The organism is Mycobacterium sp. NGS40 (assembly GCF_059812735.1).
In genome coordinates this window covers 449,098-468,897 of the sequence record NZ_JCALDG010000001.1, presented here as the reverse complement: position 1 = coordinate 468,897, position 19,800 = coordinate 449,098, and the positions used below count along the sequence as shown (strand labels likewise).

Annotated in this window: 17 protein-coding genes; 10 read left to right on the top strand and 7 right to left on the bottom strand. The window is 66.5% G+C overall.

The window, feature by feature from the left end; all coding sequences use genetic code 11:
* Positions 1–302: 302 nt before the first annotated feature.
* On the bottom strand, positions 303–1,313 hold the full coding sequence (locus tag AC5Y5O_RS02350) for an ABC transporter ATP-binding protein (RefSeq protein ID WP_207768459.1): 1,011 nt from the start codon (positions 1,311–1,313) through the stop codon (positions 303–305).
* 173 nt (positions 1,314–1,486) lie between these two features.
* Positions 1,487–3,013 carry a carotenoid oxygenase family protein gene (locus tag AC5Y5O_RS02345; protein ID WP_096284713.1) on the bottom strand — a complete coding sequence of 509 codons (1,527 nt, stop codon included), beginning with the start codon at positions 3,011–3,013 and terminating at the stop codon, positions 1,487–1,489.
* Positions 3,014–3,107: 94 nt separating this feature from the next.
* Between AC5Y5O_RS02345 and AC5Y5O_RS02340 the strand changes: the two genes are divergently transcribed.
* Positions 3,108–3,782: a TetR/AcrR family transcriptional regulator gene (locus AC5Y5O_RS02340; protein ID WP_500023532.1), complete on the top strand. Its 675-nt coding sequence runs from the start codon at positions 3,108–3,110 to the stop codon at positions 3,780–3,782.
* Positions 3,783–3,843: 61 nt separating this feature from the next.
* Here AC5Y5O_RS02340 and rplL read toward each other — a convergent pair whose 3' ends face one another.
* From rplL to AC5Y5O_RS02315, 5 genes are all read right to left on the bottom strand, one after another.
* On the bottom strand, positions 3,844–4,239 hold the full coding sequence (gene rplL / locus AC5Y5O_RS02335; protein WP_096284709.1) for a 50S ribosomal protein L7/L12: 396 nt from the start codon (positions 4,237–4,239) through the stop codon (positions 3,844–3,846).
* 32 nt (positions 4,240–4,271) lie between these two features.
* The gene (rplJ, locus tag AC5Y5O_RS02330) at positions 4,272–4,895 is read right to left on the bottom strand and encodes a 50S ribosomal protein L10 (protein ID WP_096284707.1); all 624 of its coding nucleotides are present in this window, start codon (positions 4,893–4,895) and stop codon (positions 4,272–4,274) included.
* Between the two features lie 328 nt (positions 4,896–5,223).
* Entirely contained in the window at positions 5,224–6,129 is a 906-nt protein-coding gene (locus AC5Y5O_RS02325) for an ROK family protein (protein ID WP_096284705.1), read from the bottom strand.
* Positions 6,130–6,135: 6 nt separating this feature from the next.
* The gene (locus AC5Y5O_RS02320) at positions 6,136–6,753 is read right to left on the bottom strand and encodes a DUF7158 domain-containing protein (protein WP_500023529.1); all 618 of its coding nucleotides are present in this window, start codon (positions 6,751–6,753) and stop codon (positions 6,136–6,138) included.
* Positions 6,750–10,931, bottom strand: a complete 4,182-nt coding sequence (locus tag AC5Y5O_RS02315; RefSeq protein ID WP_500023527.1) for a glycoside hydrolase family 38 N-terminal domain-containing protein — start codon at positions 10,929–10,931, stop codon at positions 6,750–6,752. Before AC5Y5O_RS02315 ends, AC5Y5O_RS02320 begins: the two co-directional genes overlap by 4 nt.
* 171 nt (positions 10,932–11,102) lie before the next feature.
* Here AC5Y5O_RS02315 and AC5Y5O_RS02310 point away from each other — a divergent pair, with 171 nt between their 5' ends.
* The 9 genes from AC5Y5O_RS02310 (at position 11,103) to AC5Y5O_RS02270 (ending at position 19,792) form a co-directional block, all read left to right on the top strand.
* Entirely contained in the window at positions 11,103–11,669 is a 567-nt protein-coding gene (locus AC5Y5O_RS02310; RefSeq protein WP_500023753.1) for a DinB family protein, read from the top strand.
* An 81-nt stretch (positions 11,670–11,750) separates the two neighbouring features.
* On the top strand, positions 11,751–13,097 hold the full coding sequence (locus tag AC5Y5O_RS02305) for an ABC1 kinase family protein (RefSeq protein WP_207768458.1): 1,347 nt from the start codon (positions 11,751–11,753) through the stop codon (positions 13,095–13,097).
* Complete coding sequence (locus AC5Y5O_RS02300; protein ID WP_096284697.1) at positions 13,098–14,015, top strand: alpha/beta fold hydrolase; 918 nt, start codon at positions 13,098–13,100, stop codon at positions 14,013–14,015. It abuts the gene before it with no gap.
* 95 nt (positions 14,016–14,110) lie between these two features.
* Positions 14,111–14,974 (top strand): cyclopropane mycolic acid synthase family methyltransferase, encoded by an 864-nt coding sequence (locus tag AC5Y5O_RS02295; protein WP_096284695.1) that lies wholly within the window; start codon positions 14,111–14,113, stop codon positions 14,972–14,974.
* Between the two features lie 140 nt (positions 14,975–15,114).
* On the top strand, positions 15,115–15,978 hold the full coding sequence (locus tag AC5Y5O_RS02290) for a cyclopropane mycolic acid synthase family methyltransferase (protein WP_096290871.1): 864 nt from the start codon (positions 15,115–15,117) through the stop codon (positions 15,976–15,978).
* A 92-nt stretch (positions 15,979–16,070) separates the two neighbouring features.
* The gene (mmaA2, locus tag AC5Y5O_RS02285; RefSeq protein WP_096284693.1) at positions 16,071–16,934 is read left to right on the top strand and encodes a cyclopropane mycolic acid synthase MmaA2; all 864 of its coding nucleotides are present in this window, start codon (positions 16,071–16,073) and stop codon (positions 16,932–16,934) included.
* A 144-nt stretch (positions 16,935–17,078) separates the two neighbouring features.
* A complete protein-coding gene (locus AC5Y5O_RS02280) occupies positions 17,079–17,960 on the top strand; it encodes a cyclopropane mycolic acid synthase family methyltransferase (RefSeq protein ID WP_096284691.1) in 882 nt (293 codons plus the stop codon).
* A gap of 144 nt (positions 17,961–18,104) precedes the next feature.
* Complete coding sequence (gene mmaA4, locus AC5Y5O_RS02275) at positions 18,105–19,001, top strand: hydroxymycolate synthase MmaA4 (RefSeq protein WP_096284689.1); 897 nt, start codon at positions 18,105–18,107, stop codon at positions 18,999–19,001.
* A gap of 92 nt (positions 19,002–19,093) precedes the next feature.
* Positions 19,094–19,792 carry a YciI family protein gene (locus AC5Y5O_RS02270; protein WP_096284687.1) on the top strand — a complete coding sequence of 233 codons (699 nt, stop codon included), beginning with the start codon at positions 19,094–19,096 and terminating at the stop codon, positions 19,790–19,792.
* Positions 19,793–19,800 lie beyond the last annotated feature (8 nt).

Sequence of the window (19,800 nt, the reverse complement as noted above, 5' to 3'; positions counted from 1 at the left end):
CAGGCTAAGACCACGGTGTCAGGTGGCGGAGTGAGGTGGGCAGGAAGTAGCCAGCGCAACGTCCAACAATAGCGCAGGCGCGCGCATTCCTCAACTACCCACCCAGGGGAGGTCGACGCTGGCTGGCATCTCGAATTTCCCGTGGGTACATGCTGCCCAACAGATTGACCTGTGCACGCCTTTTCGTCAAGAGGAAGGGTCGGCAAGTTGTTACCGAATTCCTCGGTCAGCGGCTTCCGATGCGCACGAACAGGCCCGACCACGGCAAGCCGTGGCGATCGGGCCTGAGGATCAGCCGGTTTCTAGTCGCCGAACTCGTGCGCTTGGTACTTGTGGGTGCCCTCGAGGTCGTCGAGGATCGCCGTCTGAGCCTTCTTCGGCAGCGTGTGCAGCATCTCGCGCACGCGGGCCTGGCGCCGGGCCACACCCTTGCGCTCCGGCATGCCCGGCGTCGCGGTGATCTGCGGCGGAACGCCCTCGATTTCCTCGGTACCACCGGCGTGGTGACCGGCGTCGAGCAGCGCCTGCTCTTCGGCCATGGTCGCCTCGTCCTTCTCTTCGGACATACCGATCGGACCGATGCGGCGGCCGTTGAGGAACTGGCGAACCACCGGCTCGTCGCTGGTCAGCAGCACTTCGCGCGGGCCGAACATCACCAGGTGCTTGCGGAACAACATGCCGATGTTGTCCGGCACCGTGCGGGCGATGTTGATGTTGTGCGTGACGATCAAGATGGTCGCGTCGATCTGGGCGTTGATGTCCAGAATCAGCTGGCTCAGGTACGCGGTACGGACCGGGTCCAGACCGGAGTCGGGCTCGTCGCAAAGGATGATCTGCGGGTCCAGCACCAGGGCGCGGGCCAAGCCGGCGCGCTTGCGCATACCACCGGAGATCTCGCCGGGGAACTTCTTCTCGTCGCCGCCGAGGCCCACCATCTCGAGCTTCTCCATGACGATGTCACGGATCTCGCCTTCCTTCTTCTTGGTGTGCTCACGCAGTGGGAACGCGGTGTTGTCGAAGAGGTTCATCGAGCCGAACAGCGCACCGTCCTGGAACAGCACCCCGAACAGCGTGCGGATCTCGTAGAGCTCCTTGGCCGAGCACTCGATGATGTCGGTGCCATCGATGACAATCGAGCCACGTTCGGGACGAAGGAGGCCAATCAGCGACTTCAAGAACACGGACTTGCCGGTACCCGACGGGCCCAGCAAAACGCTGACCTCCCCGGCGGGGATATCCAGGGTCACGTCTTCCCAAATCCTGGAGGCTCCGAAGGACTTGGTCAGACCACTGACCTCGATAGCGACGCCCATAGGGAATCCTTCCGTCGACGCATGCTGCCACCTGCCCCTTTGTGTGGCATGAGTCACTGTAGCGCACGCCTGGGACCACACAGCATGGTTGCACAGCACCGCAGCGAAAAATTCGCTGACCTGAGACCCACCCCTGCAGGCAGGCTAACGGTCCTGGCAGCAACGGTAAAGGGTCAGACAGCGGGGGCCCAGTTGCCGTGGAAGCCCATCGGCACCCGCTGCGGCAGGTGAACCGTGGCAACCGACTCGAGAGTCTGGGCGTCCAGCAACAACAATTGCCCCTCGTCACGGCCACGGTGGTAGGCGTAGCCCATCAGGACGCCGTCATCCTCGGCGCGCTGCGCCGAGCCGTTCGCCGGGTTGGGCACAAAGCACATCTCGCCGAGCAAAAGACCCGGATCCAGCGGCGCGACGCTGCTCGAGCCCGTCGCATAGTCGTGTTTGTAGAGCGCCGAGGTCATCTCGGTGGCGCCGCCGGACAGGTAGCCGCCGTCCAGTCCGACGGCGTAGCCGAATCGGTGCCGGCCGCCCAGCAACGACTCGTCGATGCGGGGAAACTCCTGCGGACGGTCGTCGCGGCGTTCGGCGGTAACCGCACCGGTGGTCAGGTTGATCGTCCAGCGATCCAGTGTCGGCCGGCTGTCGCCGGGGCCGCGCAGGTCGCGCTCGAACATCCGCGCGTAACTGCACACGTCGAGGACCAGGACCTCTTCTTGTTGTCGAGCCCCGTCGCGCGTCTCCGAGTAGGCGTTGAGCGGGTGGAACACGTAGCAGGGTTCGATGTCGAACCAGCGCACGTCCCCGTTGTCACCTTCGCGGGGCATCACGCCGATGCGCGCCGGATAGTCGTTCTTCCAGCTGTAGGGCATCCGATTCACCGGCTGCCGATTGCCGTTCATCGCCGTCATCATCGGATCGGGGATCCGGACCCGGCCGAGCAGCGATTGCACCACCAGGCGGGCGGGCGAACTGAGCCAGCGCGGCACGCTGGCCGGCACGACCTGCATCGGGTCGAATGTCACTGGCAGGTCATAGATCACCACGTACTTATCCGTCAGGGAGAAGTCGTGCATCATCGGCGACCCCGCCACTTCGATGTCGACGGTGCGCCGCGCGCGGCCGTCGTTGTCGATCACCGAGTACTGCACGGTGCGCCCGCGGCCGAAGCAATAGGACAGCGCGTGCAGTTCGCCGGTGCGCGGATCGCGGTGCGGGTGGGCGGTGTAGCCGCCGAACAGGGTGCCGTCGAAGTCACAGGGCCCGACGGTGTCCAGGTCTTCGGTGAGCTCGTAGGCGGCGCCGCCGCCTTCGACCAGCGCCAGGGTCCGCCCGGCGTGGGGCAGCACGTTGGTGTTGGGAGCGACCGACAGCATCCCGGCGCGCGGGTTCAGCCCGCGGGGCTCGGGCTCGCCGAGTGCGGCGCACGCGGGCGGCGTGCGGACCCAGCGGTTGCGGTACCAGCAGGCCTGTCCGTCGCGCAGCGCGACGCCGTGCACCATCGCATCGCCGGTGAACCAGTGATAGGTGGCCGGGTCCACCTCCGCGGCCGGGTTGGGTCCGTTGCGCAGGTAGCGCCCGTCGAGGTGCTCGGGGATCTGCCCGGTGACCCGCAAGTCGGTCGCGGTCACTTCGGCGTCCACCGGCGCCAGGAAGTCTTCGAGATAGGGGTTCTCGGATCTGGCTGTCTGTGTGGAAGTCACTGCTGAGCTCCTATAACATTGATATTTCAGCGTTATTGAGACCGTACGCCGACGGTGAGAAGATGGCAAGGCCTCATCAGAGATGGTTGGAGAGATGACTTCGGAACTTCAGCGCAGCGTTCGCGAAGAGATGCTGCACGCCGCGGTCGGCCTGCTCGACGAGCACGGGCCCGACGCACTGCAGACCCGCAAGGTGGCCGGCGCAGCGGGGACCTCGACGATGTCGGTGTATACGCATTTCGGCGGAATGCAGGCGCTGATCGCGGCGGTCGCCGAGGAGGGGTTGCGACAGTTCGAGGAGGCGCAACGGGTGCCCCAGACCGAGGACCCGGTCGCCGATCTGTTCGTCACCGGCGCCGCGTACCGCCGGTACGCCATCGAGCGGCCACACATGTATCGCCTGATGTTCGGCAGCACCAGTGCGCACGGCATCAACGCGCCGGCCGGCAACGTCCTGACGCTCACGGTTGCCGAGATCGAACAACATCACCCGAGCTTCGCGCATGTGGTTCGGGTGGTGCGCCGGTGCATGCTGGCCGGCCGGATCACCGTGGGTGGCGCGGACGACGACGCCAGCGTCGTGGCCACCGCGGCCCAATTCTGGGCGCAGATACACGGATTCGTGATGCTGGAGCTGGCCGGTTACTACGGCGACGACGGCTCGGCCGTCGCCCCGGTACTCAACACGCTGACATCGAATCTGCTTGTCGCCCTGGGAGATACAGCCGAGCGGGTGACGCAGTCGGTAAGTTCGGCGTTTTCCCGCTGAATACACGAAAACCCCCGGGACAGCCACTAGGGGCTGCCGGGGGCTTCGTGCGCGAGTTGACCTACTTGACGGTGACGGTCGCGCCGGCGGCCTCGAGCTTGCCCTTGGCTTCCTCGGCGGCTTCCTTGGCGACCTTCTCCAGCAGCGGCTTGGGTGCGCCGTCCACCAGGTCCTTGGCCTCTTTCAGGCCCAGGCCGGAGACGATCTCGCGGACGACCTTGATGACACCGATCTTCTTGTCGCCGGCGGCCTCGAGGATGACGTCGAACTCCGACTGCTCCTCGGCGGCCTCGGCGGGCGCACCACCGGCGGCGGCGCCACCGGCAGCGGCAACGGCGACCGGGGCGGCCGCGGTGACCTCGAAGGTCTCCTCGAACTTCTTCACGAAGTCGGAGAGCTCGAGCAGGGTCATTTCCTTGAAGACGTCGAGCAAGTCTTCGGTGGAGATTTTTGCCATGGTGTGGGTCCTTCCTGGTGTGGGTTTTTGGGTTATTCGGCGTCAGCCGGTGTCTCGGCGGGTGCTTCTGCCTCGGCGGGTGCCTCCGAAGCGGCTGCCTCGGGAGCGGGTTCTGCGGCCGGAGCCGCTGCGGCAGCCGGGTCGGCCGCCTTCTTCTCTTGCAGGGCGGCCGCGAGGCGGGCGAACTGCGAGACCGGCGCGTTGAACAGGCCGGCAGCCTTGGCGAGGTTGCCCTTCATGGCACCGGCCAACTTGGCCAGCAGCACCTCGCGGGATTCCAGGTCGGCGATCCGCTCGACCTCGGCCACCGTCAGCGGGTGGCCGTCCATGTAGCCACCCTTGATGACCAGCGCCTTGTTCTCCTTGGCGAAGGTCTTGATGGCCTTGGCGGCGTCGACCGGCTCGCCGCTGACGAACGCGATGGCCGTCGGGCCCGCGAACAGCTCGTCGAGACCCTCGATCCCGGCTTCCGTCGCCGCCCGCTTGATCAGCGTGTTCTTGGCCACGGTGTAGGTGGCCGAACCCGCCAGCGAACGACGCAGCTCGGCCAGGTTAGCGACGGTCAGGCCGCGGTACTCGGTGATGACGGTCGCGGTCGAGGCGCTGAACTGCTCGACAATGTCCGCTACGGCGGTGGCCTTGTCGGCTTTGGCCATACATAACCTCCTCGGTGAAAGTGTCGTCTGCGCTTCCCCCGAGGAACGACGAACGCCCCGGCGCAGGAAGCGGCACGGGGCGTTGAAGTACACCGGCGCGAGCGCCGGCGGTAATGCCTCGTCCCCCTGCGTGGGCCGCCGGGATGTTTCCCGGACCTTCAACCGATTGCTCGGTGACCGACGGTCTTCGGTGGATCGGCACCAAGGATAGCGTGACAACACGCGGTCGGCCAAAACGGCGGATCTCGGGTGACGGCGACGCTCAGCAGAACAAATGCACCAGCGGCCGGGGCAGACCGTTCGACCATATGCGGCGCGACGCGGTCGGTTAAGCCCCCGCCAGCCGGGCGGCGCCGACCAGGCCGGCTTCGCCGCCGAGCTCGGCGGGCACCACCCGCAACCCGGCCAGGAAATCCAGCCCGGCGTAGTCGGCCAGCACCGCGTGCAACGGGTCGAACAACACGGGGCCGGACTTGGCGACTCCTCCCCCGATGACGACGAGGTCCAGATCGCAGACCGCCGCCACCGAAGCGATCATCGCCGCCAGCCCGGTGGCGCCTCGCCGGAATGCCCGCAGCGCTACCTCGTCGCCATCCGCCGCTGCGGCGGACAGCTCGCGAGCGCCGGCAGCAGGCGGCGCTGACCATCCGTTGGCCCGCGCCCAGCGCACCAGCCACGGACCTGCCGCGACCGTCTCGACGCAACCGCGGCCCCCGCATGCGCACCGCTCACCGCCTTCTTCGACGACCACGTGACCGACGTGACCGGCATTGCCGGTGCGCCCGGTGTAGGGGGCGCCGTTGAGTACCAATCCGCCCCCGACGCCGGTCGACACCACCATGGCCAGCAGAAAGCCCGCACCCCGCCCCGCGCCCTGCCAGTGCTCTCCCAGGGCCATGCACAATCCGTCACCGCCGAGCCGCACCGGCACCCCGGGCACCGCTGCCGCGACCCGGTCCCGTAACGGAAAGCGTTGCCAGCCTTTGATATTGATCGGGCTGACGGTTCCGCTGCGCAGGTCGATGGGCCCGGCCGAAGCGATCCCCACCGCGCGGACCGCGCCGCCGGCCGTCGACAGGGCGTCAGCGACCATCGCGGCGACCACCTCCCACACCTGCTCGGCCGAACCGCCGGGCGGGGTGGGCCGGGTCGCGTTGTACACCAACGCTCCGGTGGAATCCACAAGTCCCGCAGCGATTTTCGTGCCACCGATGTCCAGACCGAGAGTAAGCATCGCCGATCAGTGCCGATGGGTGTTGTCGGGTTGGCGGGGGTCACCGGGATGCTCGTAACCCGCGGCGAGCTGGACCAGGTCGGCGCGGCGCTCGTCCAGCCACAGCCGGAACGCGCGACGGCGAGCGGCGGCGCGCAGATGCTCGGCGACCGCGGAGTGCACCTGCGCCAGCGGCGGCTCGACACACGACGGCGCGCGCCAGCCGTGACCGTCGGGGCTCGCCGCGGCGAACCGAAGCGGATTGCGGGCGTGATAGTCGGCCACCTGTCGATCGCTGACCCGGACCGCGGCCGTCACATCGACGAACAGCGCTCGCGCCCGGGGGTCCGCCAGCGCCGCCGCGGCCACACTGCCGATCTCCAGCCGGGCCGTCACGTCGGGTAGCAACTCGGCCTCGGTCGGCGCGTCGCCGACGCTCAATCCGCGGGCGGCCAGCTCGGCGGCGACCACGCGTTCGGTCACCAGAAGTTGCGTGAGCCACCGCCGCAGCTGGCGGCCCTCGCTGGTGCCGCGCGCGGGCAGCGCCGCCGCGTGTGGGCCGCTGCGCAATCGCGCCTCGGCCGCGTCGACCTCCTCGACCGCGACGGGGGCGCCCGCGACGGTGGCGACCGGGTGCAGGCTCATGTCACGGTCACCCGCACCGCCGGCGAGTAGACCAGCCGTCCTGCACAGCCCACCCGGATCAGCGCCCACCATTGGCCGGGTTCCAGCCACGGTGGCGGGCTGACGTCGAAGCCGAACTCGACGGTGCCCCCGGCCGGCAGCACCGCACCGACCGAGGCCGGGCCGATCCATTCCCAGGTGCCCCAGGGGCTGATCAGATGGGCCTCGGCCGACAGGTCTGCCGCGCCGTGACTGCCGATCGTCACGGCCACCCGGCCCGTCTGGCCGGCCCGCAGTGAGATCTCGTCGGGACCGTCGACGAGGTAGACCAGCTCGGTGTCCTGGTCCGCGCCGACTTCGACGATGCTCACGTCCTCCACGGTCTGGCGCCAGGCGGCCGGGATGTCGTCGCCGAAGATGCGCAGCTGCGCCCGGACCGGATAGAGCCCGGGCGCGGCATCGGCCGGGATCGTCAGCACCACGTCGGCCTCCCGGTGCTCGCCGCTGCCGAGCCGCAGCGGCAGCTCGGCGGGTGTCGCGGACCAGCCGTCCGGGCACGCGAGCGCGACCACGCCGTGCAGCTCGGTGTCGGTGCAGTCGCTGGCCGCGGTGAGCCGCAGGGTCAGCTCGCCGCGCGGCTCGGCGGTCGCCCGCTGGGGATGCAGGTGTGCGACGGCCGGCAGCCCGCCCAGCGGCGCGGGCCCGCGATTGTGCAGCCAGTAGCGCGCATACAGCGGCTGCGCGGTCTCGGCTTCCGGGGCCAGCGCGGTGGGCTCGTCGAATGCCTTGGGGATCTCGAGGCGGGCCAGCACGGTGGCGACCTGGTAGCCGTGCAGCTCGATCGATCGCTTGCGCCCCTGCGGCTTTTCCAGCAGGTCAGCGAGGTGTAGCGAGCCCAGTTTGCCGAGCGTAGAGCCGACCGAGACGCGGGTCCGCGCGCCGGTGGTTTCGACCAGCCGCAGCGTGACCGCGCCGGGGTCGACGGGCTCGGCGCGACCGGCCGTCAGCGGGTTGCCGGCCGCCTTGAACGCGCCGATCTGGACGGTGTGGTCGGGGTCGACGTGCAGCAGCGACCCGGCGGACGCCAGGTCGCCTCGCCGTTGATCGGGGAAGACGGCGCGCAGCGGATGGGAGAACTGCGCGCTGCGGTTCGCGATGTCGGCGTGCCGCCAGTCGCCGTCGCCGCTGGCGAGCGCGTAGTCGAAGTGGTGTGTCCAGTGCTGCAGTTGGAAGTTCGACCCGTCGGGCGCGGTACGGCGCGGTTCGTCAATCCAGGTGCCCGACGGCCAGCCGGTGCAGGACCGCAACAGCGCGGTGTGCAGCGTGCCTTCGCTGTCGACGGCGAAGCTCGGCACCCCGCGGTTGAGCAATGCGACCGTGCGGGATTCGAAGGGTTCCGCGCCTGACGTGGCGCGCTGTTTGACAACGATCTCAGCATCGTCGAGATCGTGTGCCAACGCGGCTATTTCGTTATTGAGACGCTTCTCATCACTGCCGTCAATCACCAGCACGGGCAGCGCGCGCACGCCGCTCAGGTCGACTCCTGGCACCCAGGTTTCCGCCAACGACTTCGCCGCGGGCACCCACACCCTGGCCCGGCCCCGCTTCGACAGCTGGCGTTGAAGTTCCTTGGCGTACTCCGGATCGGCTTCGGCGAGTACCGCTTTGGTGAAGGCGTTGCGTTCAGGCCCGCCCAGCGCGATGCGGACGTCGGGCAGGTTGGAGTCGACCGCGAGGTTGCCGTAGCGCGGCCGGTGCGCGCCACTGCAGGTAGCCGTCACGCCGGCGCGGACCAGGGCGACCATCAGCTCGCGCGCCAGCGGTCCCGACGACGCTTCCGACGGCGACACCACCTCGGCTACGGACAGCGCACGAATATTGTTGCTTCCCAACCTAACCCGCGCAGCCGACGACAGGCCGAACCAGCTGTAGGCCGGGTTGTCCAACGTCCACGGCAAGTGCTCGGTGTCCACCGATTCGGGTCCGTCGTGCAGCAACGCGAAACCGCGGCCGACGACGGCATCGCCCACCTCGCTGACCGGCATGGCGCCCGGCACCGGACACGGCCAGCGCATCCGCAGCAGGCGATCCGCGCCGGTGAAGTCGTCGATCGTGGTGCGGCAGTCCACCCGCGTCACACCATTCCACAGCGTCAACGTCTGTGCGTAGCTAAGCAATTCGTTTATCCGGCCGTGCACGACCAGCCGCTGACCGAGCGGCCCGCGGTAGGCCTGCACCTGCGCGGGCGATTCCGAAGAGCCCACCACCGGCCCCTTGGGCAGCAGATGCCAAGGGCCCTCGCCCTGCGTCGGGTGAGCCGGGTATTCGTCGTAGACGGCGAGCTCGTTGCCCACCCGCCCGTCCGCGATCAGCTCACGGCCTTCCCGGCCGGTCAAGTGAACCAACGACACCACCGCCCCGCCCCGGGCCGGATCGACCGTCAACCGGTAGTGCTCGTTTTCGATCTGGTGTCCGGCCACCGATTCCCAGCCGGTCGCCGCATCGGCCGCGATCAGTCGATACGACCGCCAGCCCAGCGACGGGATGTCGCGGGCGAGCCAGGTGACCGACCGCCCGTCGTGCTCGACCAGCGCGGGCAGCTCGGCGCCGTCGGCGTCGCGCACCCGCACCCCGGCGGGCAGCGGCGGATCAACCCGTGCGGTGACGATGTCGGTGCGCCGATGCGTCAGCGAATTCCAGACGACCACGTCACCGGCCTCGGGACGCACAGCGCGCGACAACAGCGCCAGGGAGTTGTCGCGGGCCGCGCTGCCCAGCTCCCACGCGTCACGCCAACCCGTCAACAGGTCGAGGTAGACCTGGTCGGATTCCGAGCCGGTGATCGAGTCGTGGTGCGCGCCGTAGGCCAGCTGGACCCACGCCTTGGCCAGCGCGGCCTGCGGGTAGTCGGCGCCGGTCATCAGCGCGGCGAACACGGCGTAGCGCTCGGCGTCCAGCACCGCGTTTTCGGCGGCGCGGTTGGCCTGTTTGGTGTCGATGTAGGAGACGTCTTTGCCGGTGTAGATCGGGTTCATGTCGCGCGTCTGCGGGGACGGCACCGACCCTCGCTCGTTCAGCTCGGCACGCACCGCGGCGAAGAACTCCTTGGGCAGCGCGCACACGAATCGCGGCCAGGTGTAGCGCGCGGCCCAGTCGCGGTGGATTTCGGTGACCCACTTGTTCGGCGGCGTGTAGTCGGTGCCCACCGGCAACAGCACATTGCGGGTCAACGCGACCCTCTTGAGCTGATCGAACAGTGCGTACGTGGCGTCGCACGCCTCGGCCAGCGACGCCGACGAATCCATCCCCCAGCCGGCCCCGTAATGCGCCGGCATGTAGTGCGTGAGCAGCCCGCGCCCGGACGGCGAAATCCATTCGAACTCGCTGCAGAACTGCATGCCCTCGACACCGCCCGAGTGCGTCGGGCCCCACTGGTGGTGTGGTCCGCGGGCCCACGAACTCGACGTCAGCCCGGCGTCGGCGGCCATCCCGGGAAACTGCGGGTCGTGGCCGAACACGTCGAGCTGCCATGCCGTGGCGGGATCGGCGCCCAGTACGTCACGCTGAAAGCCGATGCCGTGCACCAGGTTTCGGATTGTTGTCTCGGGGCTGGTGAGGTTGGTGTTGGGTTCGTTGTAAGTGCCGCCCATGATCTCGACCCGGCCTTGCGCGATGAAGCGGCGCAGATCGGCGCGGTCTTCGGGGTGGGTGTCCCAGTACGGCTTAAGGTAGTCCACCTCGGCCAGCACGAATTTGTACTCGGGCTCGCGGCGGGCCATTTCCAGATGCGCGTGCACCAATTCGAAACCGTTGGTCTGCCGGCCTTTGCCCGGCGGGTCTTCGCGCCATTCACTGGTATAAGCGCCCTGCGTGTTCCACCACACCGGGTCGTAGTGGAAATGGCTGACCATGAACATCGTCCAGCCCGGCTCGGCGACGGTGAACTCGAACGCCACACTGTCGTCGCCGGCGTGCACCCGGGCGGGCCGCCGCTCGCCGACGACCGGGCGCCGCACGGTCACCGCGATCTCGACGGCCTCGGCGCCGGCCTCGGCGCTCCCAGCACCGTGCAGACCGTCACCGTCGATGCGCAGCGGCGTCGGCTCGGTCACCCCCTCGACAGCGACACGGGCCAGCTGTAGCGGCGTGTCCTGCGGCCCGACGAACAGTTCGGTCGACTGCGCCGAAATCAGCTGCATGCCCGCACCTTAACGCGCGACGGCCCGGCGCCGGAGGTTAAGCCGTCGGCGCAGCGCAAAGCTGTCACCGGTAGCTGGAAAACTCGGCGCTACGGATGACCTGACGACACAGCCGTGCGCCGACTACCCGCTCAACCAGGAGGATTGATCATGCCAGCCCTCGCCCCGCCGGTGACCGACGAGCGCAGCGCCCTGCGCGAATACCTGGCGTTCCACCAAAGCTCCTATTTCGCGGTGTCCTACGGCCTCACCGACGAGCAGGCCCGGTCGTCACCGTCGGCCAGTGCGCTGTCGGTCGGAGGGCTGGTCAAGCACGTCACCCGGATGCAACGCAGCTGGATGGCACGGGTCGCGGCCGCACCGGACGCGGCCCCGCAAGATCCCCGGCCGTTCGACGCCGAGGCGTTCGCGGACCAGCACGTGATGCGGCCCGACGAGACGCTGGACGGGTTGCTGCGGGATTTCGCCGAACAGAACGCGGCGTCGCTGCGCCTGGTGGAAACCGCCGACCTGGACGCCCCGGTGCCGGTGCCACACGATGTTCCGTGGTTTCCCAAGGACCTGGATGCCTGGTCGGTGCGGTGGGTGATCCTGCACGTCATCAACGAGCTGGCCCGTCACGCGGGGCACGCCGACATCGTCCGGGAGACCATCGACGGAGCCACGATGTACGACCTGATCGCGGGGCTGGAGGGCTGGGCCATCGAGGGCTGGGTCACGCCTTGGAAAAAGGCGTGAGCACTGGGCCGGATCGGTAAAACGCCTGCTCACCGGACAGCGAGTTGGGCCTTGGCAGCCCTGGTTTGGCAGACTGCACAGATGAGCTCTACCAAACACCGAGACGTGGCCAGGCTCGACCGGGTGCCGTTGCCGATCGAAGCGGCCCGGGTCGCGGTCACCGGTTGGCAGGTCACTCGCTCCGCCGCTCGCGTCGTCACCAAGCTGCCAGGCCGGGGCCCGTGGCAGCAGAAGGTGATCAAGCAGCTCCCCCAGACCTTCGCCGACCTGGGCCCGACGTATGTGAAGTTCGGCCAGATCATCGCGTCCAGCCCGGGCGCGTTCGGCGAGTCGCTGTCCCGCGAATTCCGCGGCCTGCTGGACCGGGTCCCGCCGGCCGACTCCGAAGAGGTGCACAAGCTGTTCGTCGAGGAACTCGGCGCCGACCCGGCCGACCTGTTCGCCAAGTGGGACGAGACGCCGTTCGCCTCGGCGTCCATCGCGCAGGTGCACTACGCCACGCTGCACAGCGGCGAGGAGGTGGTGGTCAAGATCCAGCGTCCGGGTATCCGCCGCCGGGTGGCCGCCGACCTGCAGATCCTGAAACGCTTCGCCCAGGCCGTCGAGCTGGCCAAGCTGGGCCGCCGGCTCTCGGCGCAGGACGTGGTCGCCGACTTCTCGGCCAACCTGGCCGAGGAGCTGAATTTCCGTCTCGAGGCGCAGTCGATGGAGGCCTGGGTCTCGCATCTGCACGTGTCGCCGTTGGGCCGCAACATCCGGGTGCCGACCGTGCACTGGGACTTCACCAGCGATCGCGTGCTGACAATGGAACGGGTGCAGGGCATCCGCATCGACGACGTCGCCGCCATCCGCAAGGCCGGGTTCGACGGCGTCGAACTGGTGAAGGCGCTGCTGTTCTCGCTCTTCGAGGGCGGGCTGCGGCACGGGTTGTTCCACGGCGACCTGCACGCGGGCAACCTGTACGTCGACGACCAGGGCCGCATCGTGTTCTTCGACTTCGGCATTATGGGCCGCATCGACCCGCGCACCCGTTGGTTGCTGCGCGAATTGGTGTACGCGTTGCTGGTCAAGAAGGACCATGCCGCGGCCGGCAAGATCGTCGTGCTGATGGGAGCCGTCGGCACCGTCAAGCCCGAAGCCCAGGCCGCCAAGGACCTGGAGCGTTTCGCCACCCCGCTGACCATGTCGACGCTGGGCGACATGTCGTATGCCGACATCGGCCGGCAGCTGTCGACGCTGGCCGATGCCTACGACGTGAAGCTGCCGCGCGAGTTGGTGTTGATCGGCAAGCAGTTCCTCTACGTCGAGCGGTACATGAAGCTGCTCGCGCCGAAGTGGCAGATGATGTCGGACCCGCAACTCACCGGGTACTTCGCCAACTTCATGGTCGAGGTCAGCCGCGAGCATTCCTCCGACGTGGAGGTCTAGGTGGAGATCCGCACCGGTTATGCGACGGCCGGACCCGCGTCCAGCGACCTGAAGCTCTACTACGAAGACATGGGCGACGTCGACGACCCGCCGGTGTTGTTGATCATGGGCCTCGGCGCCCAGCTGCTGCTGTGGCGCACCGAGTTCTGCGAGCGGCTGGTCGGCCACGGCCTTCGGGTAATCCGTTACGACAACCGCGATGTCGGACTGTCCAGCAAGACCGAGCGCCGTAGCGTCGGGCAGTCGCTGGTCACGCGATTGGGCCGCTCCTGGGTGGGCCTGCGCAGCAGGGCGACGTACACCCTCGAAGACATGGCCGACGACGCAGCGGCGGTGTTGGACCATCTGGGCATTGAGGCGGCGCACGTCGTCGGGGCATCGATGGGTGGGATGATCGCCCAGGTCTTCGCCGCGCAATTCGCCCATCGCACAAGGACTCTCGGGGTCCTTTTCTCGAGCAATAATTCGGCGTTCCTGCCCCCGCCGGCACCGCGCGCATTGCTGGCGCTGATCAAAGGTCCGCCGCCGAGCTCGCCCCGCGACGTGATCCTCGACAATGCGGTCCGGGTGAACAGGATTATCGGGAGCCCGGGTTACCGCATTCCCCACGAGCAGGTCCGCGCGGAGGCCGCCGAAGGATACGACCGCAGTTACTACCCGCAGGGCATCGCCGGGCAGTTCAGCGCGATCCTGGGCAGCGGGAGCCTGCTTCATCACGACCGGCGCATCACGGCACCGACGGTCGTCATCCACGGTCGGTCCGACAAACTGATGCGGCCTACCGGGGGACGAGCGATCGCGCGCGCAATACGCGGAGCACGATTGGTGTTATTGGACGGAATGGGACATGATCTGCCACAGCAGCTGTGGGATCCGGTGATCGGTGTTTTGACGAGCAATTTCGCCGACGCCAGCTGAGCCGGAGTCGAGCAGACGGCTTAGGCTGTTTTTGTTCGTCGCAACTTTCGCACGAGATCTCACAGAGTTGTAGCGTTGATACTTGGGAGGACGCGATGGTCGCGAAATTGAAGCCGTATTACGAAGAGTCGCAGGCTACCTACGACATTTCTGATGACTTCTTCGCGTTGTTCTTGGACCCCAACATGGTCTACACCTGCGCATACTTCAAGAACGACGACATGACGCTAGAAGAGGCGCAGCTCGCCAAGCTGGATCTGGGGCTGGACAAGCTGAAGCTCGAGCCGGGAATGACGCTGCTCGACGTCGGATGCGGTTGGGGCGGAGCGCTGGTCCGTGCGGTGGAGAAGTACGACGTCAATGTCGTCGGCATCACACTGAGCCGAAATCACTACGAGCGCAGCAAATCTCGTCTTGCCGCGATCACAACCACGCGCCGGGCCGAGGCCCGGCTGCAGGGCTGGGAAGAGTTCGATGAGCACGTCGACCGGATCATCAGCTTTGAGGCCTTCGACGCGTTCAAAAAAGAGCGGTGGCCGGCGTTCTGGGACTGGGCCTACGAGGTGCTGCCTGACAACAGCCGGCTGCTGATGCACAGCATCTTCACCCATCCGCAGTCGTACTGGAAAGAGCACGGCATCCCGATCACGATGACCGATCTGCGCTTTCTGAGATTCCTCGGCAAGGAGATCTTCCCCGGCGGCCAGATGTGCGGTGAACCCGACATCGTCGATCTCGCGCAGGCCAGTGGTTTCGCGCTCGAGCAGACTCAGTATCTGCAGTCGCACTACGTGCGGACGCTGGACATGTGGGCGGCCAATCTGGAGGCCAATCGCGAGCGTGCTATCGCCATCCAGTCCGAAGAGGTCTACGACCGCTACATGCGCTACCTCACCGGCTGCGCGGACCTCTTCCGCAAAGGCATCTCCAACGTCGGACAGTTCACCCTGGCCAAGTAGCGCGACACGCCCGACATGACAGTCGGGTTGAACTGCGAGGTTTCGCCGTTCGTCAATACGGGCAGTTGCTGAGTAATAAAATTTTGCCCACTCGGGCTCGGGGGATGTTCGATGCGTTTTTGCGGGGAGGGCGCACGCTGATGGCTCAAAAACTGGAACCACACTTCGACGACGTACAGGCGCATTACGACCTGTCCGACGACTTCTACCGGCTGTTCCTGGATCCCAGCCAGACTTACAGCTGCGCCTACTTCGAGCGCGACGACATGACGCTCGAGGAAGCCCAGCTCGCCAAGATCGATTTGTCGCTGGGCAAGCTGGGCCTGCGGCCCGGTATGACGCTGCTCGACGTCGGGTGCGGCTGGGGCGCCACCATGCGCCGCGCGATCGAGAAGTACGACGTTAACGTCATCGGGCTGACGCTGTCCAAGAACCAGGCCGCGCACGTGCAGAAGTCGTTCGACGAGATGGACAACCCCCGCGGCAAGCGCGTGCTGCTGGCCGGCTGGGAAGAGTTCGACGAGCCGGTGGACCGCATCGTGTCGATCGGCGCGTTCGAGCACTTCGGCCACGACCGCTACGGCGATTTCTTCAAGATGGCCTATCACGTGCTGCCCGGCGACGGCGTGATGCTGCTGCACACGATCACCGACTTCACCAAGCAGGAAATCATCGACCTGGGCTTGCCCATCTCCATCGACTTGTTGCGCTTCATCATCTTCATCCAGCGGGAGATCTTCCCCGGCGGGCGGTTGCCGAAAATCCCTATGGTGGAAGAACATTCGCGCGATGCAGGTTTCACGTTGACGCGCCGCCAGTCGCTGCAGCCGCACTACGCCAAGACGCTGGACCTGTGGGCGGCGGCCTTGCGGGCGCGCAAGGACGAGGCGATCGAGATCCAGTCCGAAGAGGTCTACGAGCGCTACATGAAATACCTGACCGGTTGCGCCGACAAATTCCGGCAAGGCTACGTCGACGTCAACCAATTCACGCTCGCGAAGTAACCCGCCGGCAGTGACCCCCCGGGATCGATGATCGGTCCCGGCGCATGCGCAGGGTATCTTTAGGTGCGTTTTCGTCAGGAAGGCAAAAGGTCATGGCTCGGAAACTGACACCGCACTTCGCCGATGTGCAGGCACACTACGACCTGTCCGACGACTTCTTCCGGCTGTTCCTGGATCCCAGCCAGACCTACAGCTGCGCCTACTTCGAGCGCGACGACATGACGCTCGAAGAAGCCCAGCTCGCCAAGATCGACCTCGCGCTGGGCAAGCTCGGCCTGCAACCGGGCATGACCCTGCTCGACGTCGGCTGCGGCTGGGGTGCCACGATGCGCCGCGCGGTGGAGAAGTACGACGTGAACGTCGTCGGGCTGACGTTGTCCAAGAACCAGGCCGCGCACGTGCAGCAGTCGTTCGACGAGATGGACAACAGCCGCAGCAAGCAAGTGCTGCTGGCCGGCTGGGAACAGTTCGACGAGCCCGTGGACCGCATCGTGTCGATCGGCGCATTCGAGCACTTCGGCCACGACCGCTACGACGACTTCTTCACGATGGCGCACAGCGTACTGCCCGATGACGGCGTGATGCTGCTGCACACGATCACCGGATTGACGGGGCCACAGATCGTCGAACGTGGCATACCGCTGACCTTCGAGATGGCCCGCTTCATCAAGTTCATCGTCACCGAGATCTTCCCGGGCGGCCGGCTGCCCTCCATCGAGAAGGTGGAGGACCACTCGTCGAAGCACGGTTTCCGGTTGACCCGGCGCCAATCGCTGCAGCCGCACTACGCCAGGACCCTCGATCTGTGGGCAGCGGCGCTGGAATCGCACAAGGACGAGGCCATCGAGATCCAGTCCGAAGAGGTCTACGAGCGCTACATGAAATACCTGACCGGCTGCGCCAATGCGTTCCGGGTCGGCTACATCGACGTCAACCAATTCACCCTGGAGAAGTAGCGATCGCGTCCGCCCCGGACAGGTGGCGGATCGCCGATCGAGAAACCCGGTGGCATCGCAGCTCAAATCCGAGCGATACGTCCCCCCGGGTGTAGGGTCCCCCAGATGGTCTCCCGCCGGGAGCCATGTCCACCGGGGGGACATATGTCTGAAAGTTCAGCGGGTGCCACGCGGACGCGGTCTAACGAGGCTGATGTTCGGGCGCACTACGACCTGTCCAACGAATTCTTCGCGCTGTTCCAGGATCCGACCCGCACGTACAGCTGCGCATACTTTCCCCACGAGGGCATGTCGCTGCACGAGGCGCAGGTCGCGAAGCTGGATCTCACACTCGACAAACTGGCGCTGGAGCCGGGGATGACCCTGCTCGACATCGGTTGTGGCTGGGGTTCGATGATGAAGCGCGCCGTCGAGAAGTACGACGTCAACGTCGTCGGGGTGACCTTGTCCAAGAACCAGGACGCCTACTGCCAGCAGGTGCTCGGCACCCTCGACTCGAAGCGCTCACACCGGGTGCTGCTGACCGACTGGGCGGATTTCACCGAGCAGGTCGACCGCATCGTCATCATCGAAGCGCTCGAGCACTTCGGCTTCGACCGCTACGACGACTTCTTTAAATTCGCCTACGACGTCCTGCCGGATGACGGGGTAATGCTGCTGCATTCGATCACCGCCTTGCATCCCACGCAGATGACGGAGCGCGGCATTCCGGTGACGATCGAGATGGCGAAGTTCATCCGGTTCATCCTGACCGACATCTTCCCGGGCGGCCGCCTGCCGTCCATCGAGAAGGTGGAGGACCACAGCGCCAAGGCCGGTTTCGACGTCACCCGGCGCCAGTCACTGCAGTCCGACTTCGCCCGCACCCTCGACCTGTGGGCCGATGCCCTCACGGCTCATAAGGACCAAGCCGTCGAAATACAGTCCGAAGAGGTCTACGAGCGGTACATGAAATTCCTGACCGGCTGCGCCAACGCGTTCCGGATGGGCTATATCGACTGCAACCAGTTCACCCTGGAAAAGTAGACTGATGGGTCGGGCCGCGGGGGGCCGTGCGTCAAGCGCCACCGGCAGTTAAGCAGCCCGATCGGGTGTGGGTATCGTTGCTGGTCAATCGGGCGAAGATGGGCAACGGGTTTGAAAGCAGTGAATTCAGGAGACTAAACGCAAATGGCAGAGCAACCGACTAGTGCGACGAAGTTCCGAACGCGTTCGGAGGATATCCAGGCGCACTACGACGTCTCCGACGATTTCTTCGCCCTGTTTCAGGACCCCACCCGAACCTACAGTTGCGCGTACTTCGAGCCGTCCGACCTGACCCTCGAAGAGGCTCAATACGCCAAGATCGACCTCAACCTGGACAAGCTGGACCTCCAACCCGGCATGACCCTGCTCGACATCGGCTGCGGCTGGGGCACCACCATGCGCCGCGCCGTGGAGCGCTACGACGTCAACGTCATCGGCTTGACCCTGTCGAAGAATCAGCACGCCCGCTGCGAGCAGGTGCTGGGTGCGATCGACACAAACCGCTCCCGTGAGGTGCGGCTGCTGAACTGGGAGGACTTCAACGAGCCCGTCGACCGGATCGTCTCGATCGAGGCGTTCGAGCACTTCGGCCACGAGAACTACGACGACTTCTTCAAGCGGACGTTCGACATCATGCCCGAGGACGGCCGGATGACCGTGCAGAGCAGCGTCAGCTATCACCCGTACAACCTGAACGCCCGCGGCAAGAAGCTCACCTTCGAAACCGTGCGTTTCATCAAGTTCATCGTCACCGAGATCTTCCCGGGTGGTCGCCTGCCAACCACCGAGATGATGGTCGAACACGGCGAGAAGGCGGGTTTCGTTGTCCCCGAACCGCTTTCACTACGCGACCATTACGTCAAGACGCTGCACATCTGGGGTGACACGCTGGAGTCCAACAAGGACAAGGCCATCGAGGTCACTTCCGAAGAGGTTTACGAGCGCTACATGAAGTACCTACGCGGCTGCGAGCACTACTTCGGTGACGAGATGCTGGACTGCAGCCTGGTGACCTACCTCAAGCCGGGCGCCTCGGCCTGATTTTCGCCGCGCTGTCGGATTAGCGCTGCGTCGTTCGTCGGATGGGTAGAGAGTGGAGCACGAGGCTTCGCTCGCTATCGGAGGTGACGAACATGCAGTATTTCGCGCTGTTGATCAGCAAAGAGCAGGACCGCACACCCGACGACCCGGCCACCGCGATGGCGGCGTGGGAGAGCTTCCACGCTAAAGCCGGCCCGGCGATCAAATCCGGCGACGCCCTGGCGCCCGCGGCCGCCGCGGCGGTCATCACCGGCGGCCCGGACACCCGAGTGGTCACCGACGGCCCGTTCGCTGAGTCCGCCGAGGTGGCCTGCGGCTACTACGTGTTCGAAGCGGAAAATCTCGACGAAGCGCTGGGGCTGGCGCGCGACATCCCGCTCGCCGGCTATGGGGCCGTCGAGGTGTGGCCCGCGGTCCACGCGCTGGACCCGTCCCGCCCGCTCACCGGCAACGACTGGCTGGCGCTGCTGCTGGAACCGGCCGAGAAGGCACACACCCCCGGCACGCCGGAATGGGAAGCGGTGGCCGCCAAGCACGCGGATCTGCACGCGGCCGCCGGCGATCACATCGTTGGCGGCGCCGCGTTGCACGATCGGTCCACCGCGACGACCGTGCGGGTGCGCGACGGTGAGGTCCTGATTACCGACGGGCCTTATGTGGAGGGCGCCGAAATCGCCACCGGGATCTACCTATTGGGTGCCGCGGATCGCGACGAGGCCATCAAGATAGCGTCGATGATTCCCGCTTCGACGGTGCAGCTGCGGCAGCTCGCTGGAATCTCGGGACTCTAACCGCCCGC